A 6,696-nucleotide genomic window follows, 5' to 3' on the forward strand; every position below is an offset into this window, starting at 1 on the left:
CGGCTCCCCCACCGTCCGACACGCGACACGAACGGCGCACCATGTCCGGCTCCCTGAACATCACCTCGGCCACCGTCGACCCGGCCCTGCTCGACCTGCCGTGGAACCTGCGGCTCGACGACTGGCCCGACGAGTACATCGCCGCCCTGCCGAAGGGCATCTCGCGGCACACGGTCCGCTTCGCCCACCTCTCCGGTCACGTCGTCGCCGTCAAGGAGACGACCGCCGAGATGTCGCGGCGCGAGTACGAGATGCTGAAGACGCTGCAGCGCCTCGACGTGCCGTGCGTGGTGCCGGGCGCCGTGATCACGAACCGCACCGACGACGAGGGCGAGGCCCTGCCCGCCGTGCTGGTCACCCGTCACCTCAAGTTCTCGCTCCCCTACCGGGCGCTCTTCTCGCAGACGCTGCGGCCCGACACGGCGACCCGTCTGGTCGACGCGCTGGCGCTCCTCCTGGTCCGCCTGCACGTGATCGGCTTCTTCTGGGGCGACGTCTCGCTCTCGAACACTCTCTTCCGGCGCGATGCCGGCGCCTTCGCCGCCTACCTGGTCGATGCGGAGACAGGGCAGCTCTACTCGGGCGGCCTCTCGAACGGCCAGCGCGAGAACGATCTGGAGATCGCCCGCGTCAACATCGCCGGCGAGCTGCTCGACCTCGAGGCCGGCGGTCGCGTCGACGACGACCTCGACCCGATCACGGTCTCCGACGGCATCGTCGCGGCGTACCGCAGCCTCTGGAAGGAGCTGACCGGTGCCGAGTCGTTCGCGACGTCGGAGCGCTGGCGGATCAACGACCGCGTGAACCGGCTGAACGAGCTGGGCTTCGACATCGAGGAGCTCGCGATCAAGACCGACGAGGCCGGGTCGACGGTGCGCATCCAGCCGAAGGTGGTCGACGCCGGCCACCACCAGCGGCGGCTGCTCCGTCTCACCGGGCTGGACGCGCAGGAGAACCAGGCGCGACGCCTGCTCAACGACCTCGACTCGTACACGGCGACCTACGACAAGCAGGGCCTGGACGAGGAGATGGTGGCGCACGAGTGGCTGGCGCAGGTGTTCGAGCCGGTCATCCGCTCGATCCCCCGTGATCTCAAGGGCCGCCTGGAGCCGGCCGAGATGTTCCACCAGCTGCTCGAGCACCGCTGGTTCATGTCGCAGCAGCAGGCGCGCGACGTCCCCCTGGCGGAGGCGGTCACCGCCTACGTGAACGACATCCTGCGTCACCGCCGCGACGAGGCGACGGTCATCGCTCCTCCCACCGAGGCGCTGACCCTCCCGAACCTCGTCCTCGACGAGTCCGGCGACGCCGAGCTCACCGACGAGGACGCCGACGTCGACTGGACCAAGAACGTCTGACCCCCCCCACCGCAAGAGGGCCCGCGCTGTCAGCACGGGCCCTCTTCGCATCCCCCCGGCTCGCTCGCCGCAGGCGGCGCACTCGGTCCGCTCGCCGCAGGCGGCGCACTCGGTCCGCTCGCCGCAGGCGGCGCCCCTGTCCGCTCGCCGAAGGCGGCGCCCCTGACATCCAGACCTGGAGCGCGGGTGCCGGCGCGGTGAGCTGCAAGGCGGAGGAGGAAGCGATACCGGCGGTATCGCACCCGACGACAACGCCGCAGATCGCCGTGCCGGTGCCCGCGCTACTCGGAGGCGGAGCGGAGTTTGGAGATCTCGTAGAGCGCGACCGACGCCGCGATCCCGGCGTTGAGGGATTCGGTGGCGGAGCTGATCGGGATGGAGACGACGGCGTCGCACTGCTCGGTGACGAGGCGGGAGAGGCCCTTGCCCTCGCTGCCGACGACGACGAGGAGCGGCCGGTCGGCGAGTTCCAGGCCGGGCAGCATCACGTCGCCGTCGCCGTCGAGTCCGATGACGAAGACGCCTGCGCGCTTGAAGTCCTTGATCATGGCGGTGAGGTTGGACGCCATCGCGACGGGGATGCGTGCGGCGGCTCCGGCGGAGGTCTTCCAGGCGGCGGAGTTGAGGCCCACGGAGCGGCGCTGCGGGACGATGACGCCCTGTCCGCCGAACGCGGCGACGGAGCGGATGATCGCTCCGAGGTTGCGCGGGTCGGTGATGCCGTCGAGGGCGACGAGGAGGGGGACCGCTCCGCGGGAGACGTTGCGCTCGAGCAGGTCGCTCGGGTGGGCGTACTCGTAGGGCGGCACCTTCAGCACGAGGCCCTGGTGCACGGAGTCGGGGCCGGCGAGGCGGTCGAGCTCCGGGCGCATGACCTCGAGCACGGGAAGGCCGCGGGCGGTGGCGATCTTGAGCGCCTCCTTGACCCGGTCGTCCATCTCGATGCGGGTCGCGAGGTAGAGGGTGGTGGCCGGGATGCTGGCGCGCAGCGCCTCGAGGACCGAGTTCCGGCCCGTCACCATCTCGAAGTCGTCGCCGCTCTTGGGCTTGCGCGACGGAGCGGGGCGCCCCTGTCCGCGGGCGGCCGCGGAGAGGGCTCCGCCGGGGCGGCCCTTGCCGCCTGCGGCGACGAAGCGCTCGCGCGCGAGCTTCGCCTTGCCTGCGGGGTGGTAGGGCCGGTCCTCGGCCTTGGGCGTGGGCTTCTTGCCCTCGAGGGCCTGACGGCCCTGACCGCCGGAACCGACGGCCTTGCCCTTGCTCTTCTTTCGGACCGCTCCGGGGCGGCCGGGCTTATTCGCCATCGAGACTCCAATGCGCACCCGTCTGGGTGTCTTCGATCGTGATTCCCGCCGCGGCGAGATCGGTTCGGATGCGGTCGGCGCTCGCCCAGTCGCGCTGCTCGCGCGCGGTCTGGCGTTCGGCGACCAGGCGGTCGACCAGCACGCTGAGCGCGCGGTACGAGGGTTCGTCGTCGGAGCGCGCCCACTCGGGCGCCTCCGGGTCGATGCCGAGCACGGCCGCCATCGCGAGCACCTGGGTGCGCAGGGCCGAGACGGAGCCGAGGTCCTCGGCGTCGAGGGCGGCGTTGCCGGCGCGCACGGTCTCGTGCAGGACGCCGATGGCCTGCGGGACGGACAGGTCGTCGTCCATCGCCTCGGCGAACTCCTCCGGGACCACCGGCTCGCCGAGCGCGGCGAACCGCGTGCCGTCGAGGCGGCGGCGGGAGCGCTCGAGGAAGCCCTCGATCCGCTCCAGCGCCGCTTCGGCCTCCTCGAGGGCCCCGTCGTGGAACTCGAGGGTGGAGCGGTAGTGGGCCGAGCCGAGGTAGTAGCGGACGACGAGCGGGCGGGCCGCCTCGAGCAGCTCGGAGGCGAACACCGAGTTGCCGAGCGACTTGCTCATCTTCTGGCCGATGACGGACACGAGGCCGTTGTGCAGCCAGTAGCTGGCGAAGGCGTGGCCGGCGGCGCTGGACTGGGCGAGCTCGTTCTCGTGGTGGGGGAAGCGCAGGTCGAGCCCGCCGCCGTGGATGTCGAACTGGGTGCCGAGGTACTTCGTCGACATCGCGGAGCACTCGATGTGCCAGCCGGGGCGCCCGGCGCCCCACGGCGAGGCCCAGGCGGCCGACTCGGGCTCCTCCGGCTTGGCGCCCTTCCACAGAGCGAAGTCGTGCGGGTCGCGCTTGCCGCGCGGGTCGGCGTCGGTCGCCGCCTCCATGCTCTCGAGGCGCTGGTGGGTGAGCGAGCCGTAGTCCGGCCAGGACCGCGTGTCGAAGTAGACGTCGCCGGAGTCGTCGGGCGCCGGGTAGGCGTGACCGCGCTCGATCAGGGTCTGGATGAGCGTGATCATCTCGGCGATGCTCGCGGTCGCGCGCGGCTCGTAGGTCGGCGGGAGGATGCCGAGGGCCGTGTACGCGGCGGTGAACTCGAGCTCCACGCGGTAGGCGAGGGCCCACCACTGCTCGACCGGCGCGCCCTCGGGCGCCCGACGCCGCGCGTCCTCGGCGATGGCGAGGATCTTGTCGTCGATGTCGGTGACGTTGCGCACCAGGGTGACCTGGAAGCCGCGGTACGCCAGCCAGCGGCGCAGCTGGTCGTAGGCGAGGGCGGAGCGCAGGTGCCCGATGTGGGGCGAGGACTGCACGGTGGGTCCGCAGACGTACATCCCGACCTCGTTCTCGCGGAGGGGGACGAAATCGACGAGGGCCTGGGCCTTCGAGTCATGCAGTCGCAGAGTCACGCGGGCGAGTTTACCGGGCGGACCGCTCCCGGCCGGGTCGGCGGCTCCGCCCGGGGACTACCGGGCGACAGCGGGGGTGGGGAGGACGAGTGCCGTCGCGGTCGCGGCGACCCCTTCGCCCCGGCCGGTGAAGCCCAGCGCGTCCGAGGTGGTGGCGGCGACGCTGACCGGTGCGCCGAGCAGCTCCGAGAGCAGCCTCTGCGCCTCTTCGCGCCGCGGCGAGAACTTCGGGCGGTTGCCGATGAGCTGCACCGAGACGTTGCCGATGGCGAAGCCGGCGGCCTCCACCAGCTCGCGGGTCGCGCGGAGGAAGACCTCGCCGTGGGCGTCCGCGAAGCGCGGGTCGGCCGTGCCGAAGCGGGAGCCGATGTCGCCGAGACCCGCCGCCCCCAGGAGCGCGTCGCAGATCGCGTGGGCGACCGGGTCGCCGTCGCTGTGCCCGGACAGGCCCCGCTCCCCCGGCCAGTGCAGCCCGGCGAGCCAGAGCGGCGACGCGTCGTCGAACGCGTGCACGTCCGTGCCGATGCCGACGCGCGGCACGACGACGGCGGGCGGCGGTGCGAGCACCTGCTCGGCGCGGGCCAGGTCCCAGGGGGTGGTGATCTTGAAGGCGAGCGGGTCGCCGGCGACGACGATCGAGGGACTGCCGCGCGAGGCGAGGAGCGCCGCGTCGTCGGTGAAGTCCTCCTCCGCCGAGGCGTAGGCCTCGTCGAGGAGCGCGCGCGGGAAGCCCTGCGGCGTCTGCACCGCGGCGAGCTCGGAGCGGTCCACCGTGCCGAGGATCCCGCCGTCGGCGCGGATGCGCTTGATCGTGTCGGTGACCGGCAGACCCGGGATCACTCCGCCGCCCGTCTCCCGGACCGCCGCGATCACCCGCTCGAACTGGTCGACGGGCGTGAGGGCGCGGGCGGCGTCGTGCACGAGCACCGTCTCGACGGCCGGACCGAGCGCCCGGAGCCCTCGAGCGACCGACTCCTGGCGGCTGGCGCCTCCGGCGACGACGCTGACGGAGCCGTCCGGGGCTCCGGCGGCGTGCGTCAGAGCGGCCGTCTCCTCGAGGAGGGCGGCGGGAGCCACGACGACGATCTGGACCGGCTCCGCGAGCAGCAGCACCGTGCGCAGGCTGCGCTCGAGGATCGTCCTCCCCGCGCAGTCGACGTAGGCCTTGGGGCGCTCGCGGCCGAGCCTCGTGCCGCTGCCGGCGGCGACGACGACGACGGCCGCGGTCGGCGCGCCGGCCGGACCGTTCAGGATGCGAGGACCTCGTCGAGGAGCACGGAGGCGGCGTCCTCGTCGGTCTTCTCGGCCAGGGCGAGCTCGGAGACGAGGATCTGGCGGGCCTTGGCGAGCATGCTCTTCTCCCCCGCCGAGAGGCCGCGGTCGCGGTCGCGGCGGGTGAGGTCGCGGACGACCTCGGAGACCTTGACGACGTCTCCGGACCCGAGCTTCTCGAGGTTGGCCTTGTAGCGGCGCGACCAGTTGGTCGGCTCCTCGACGACCTCGGCGCGCAGGACCTCGAACACGCGCTCGACGCCATCGCGGCCGATGACGTCGCGGACGCCGACCAGGTCGACGTTGTCGGCGGGCACCTCGATGACGAGGTCGCCCTGCGCGACGCGGAGCTTCAGGTACGTCTTCTCCTGGCCCTTGATCGTCCGGGTCTTCACCTCGGCGATCGTGGCGGCTCCGTGATGGGGGTAGACGACCGTCTCTCCGACCTCGAACTGCATGCGACGTCCTTTCAGCGGCGGACAGATTACCATGCGCGCCGAGCGGGACGGGAGTCCGGACGGGCGGAGCCGCGGTGCTCGCTACGCTAGCCTGGTGTCGGCTCGTGCACAGTGAAGTCGCCCTGTCCGGGGCGAGCGGGGCCGACGATCTGGAGGTTCCTGTGAAGGCGCGTATCGCTGCATCCGTCGTTCTCGCGGTCGGCGTCGCCCTCGCTACCGCCGGCTGCAACCTCGTCGCCCCGCAGGCGACGCGCAAGATCTACGACCCGAGCGACGGAGTCGGCGCGACGATCGGCGATCTCGCCATCCGCAACGCGATGATCGTCTCGGACGACGGCGAGGCCGGCACCCTGATCGTGACGCTCGTGAACTCCACCGATGAGGCGCTGAGCGTCGAGGTGCAGTATGAGGGCTCCGCGGGCCGCACCAGCGACACCGTCGACGCCGTCCCCGGCCGTACCGAGGTCCGCCCCGACAGCACCGAGGCCGTCCAGATGGATGACATCGACACGATCCCCGGCGGCCTGCTCCCCGTCTACTTCCAGTACGGCTCCGAGCAGGGCAAGGAGCTCCTCGTCCCCGTCCTGACGAACGCCCTCGAGGCCTACTCGACGCTGACCCCCGCGCCCTCCGCGACGCCGACCGTCACCCCGACGGCCGACCCCGCCCGGACCGCGCTCCCCACTCCCACCGCCGAGCCCGGCGTCGACGCTCCCACCGCGGAGTAGCCCCCTCCGCCCACGAGGGCCGTCCACCCCGGTGGGCGGCCCTTCGTCGTCCCCGCAAGTCTCGATACACCGACTCCGCCGACCACTCGAGCACCACGCCCTGAGCGACGCCCCCGCCCGGCTCGTCGCACAGCGACGCCC

Annotated in this window: 6 protein-coding genes; 2 read left to right on the top strand and 4 right to left on the bottom strand. The window is 72.4% G+C overall.

What is annotated here, in order from left to right:
• Positions 1-41 precede the first annotated feature (41 nt).
• Complete coding sequence (locus C5C46_RS09350; protein WP_104226481.1) at positions 42-1,358, top strand: DUF4032 domain-containing protein; 1,317 nt, start codon at positions 42-44, stop codon at positions 1,356-1,358.
• Between the two features lie 281 nt (positions 1,359-1,639).
• On the opposite strand, the gene rlmB is transcribed toward C5C46_RS09350, so the two are convergent.
• From rlmB to C5C46_RS09370, 4 genes are read right to left on the bottom strand one after another with little or no spacing between them, the layout of a single operon-like run.
• Positions 1,640-2,659 carry a 23S rRNA (guanosine(2251)-2'-O)-methyltransferase RlmB gene (rlmB, locus tag C5C46_RS09355; RefSeq protein WP_104226482.1) on the bottom strand — a complete coding sequence of 340 codons (1,020 nt, stop codon included), beginning with the start codon at positions 2,657-2,659 and terminating at the stop codon, positions 1,640-1,642.
• On the bottom strand, positions 2,649-4,097 hold the full coding sequence (cysS, locus tag C5C46_RS09360) for a cysteine--tRNA ligase (RefSeq protein WP_104226483.1): 1,449 nt from the start codon (positions 4,095-4,097) through the stop codon (positions 2,649-2,651). The genes rlmB and cysS overlap by 11 nt, the downstream gene beginning before the upstream one ends.
• A gap of 57 nt (positions 4,098-4,154) precedes the next feature.
• Complete coding sequence (gene ispD, locus C5C46_RS09365) at positions 4,155-5,351, bottom strand: 2-C-methyl-D-erythritol 4-phosphate cytidylyltransferase (RefSeq protein WP_181131429.1); 1,197 nt, start codon at positions 5,349-5,351, stop codon at positions 4,155-4,157.
• The gene (locus tag C5C46_RS09370) at positions 5,345-5,827 is read right to left on the bottom strand and encodes a CarD family transcriptional regulator (protein WP_104226484.1); all 483 of its coding nucleotides are present in this window, start codon (positions 5,825-5,827) and stop codon (positions 5,345-5,347) included. Before C5C46_RS09370 ends, ispD begins: the two co-directional genes overlap by 7 nt.
• 104 nt (positions 5,828-5,931) lie before the next feature.
• Here C5C46_RS09370 and C5C46_RS09375 point away from each other — a divergent pair, with 104 nt between their 5' ends.
• Positions 5,932-6,555: a hypothetical protein gene (locus tag C5C46_RS09375; RefSeq protein WP_146076504.1), complete on the top strand. Its 624-nt coding sequence runs from the start codon at positions 5,932-5,934 to the stop codon at positions 6,553-6,555.
• The last annotated feature ends 141 nt before the right edge of the window (positions 6,556-6,696 follow it).

The organism is Rathayibacter sp. AY1E6, from assembly GCF_002931115.1.
Classification (GTDB): Bacteria; Actinomycetota; Actinomycetes; order Actinomycetales; family Microbacteriaceae; genus Rathayibacter.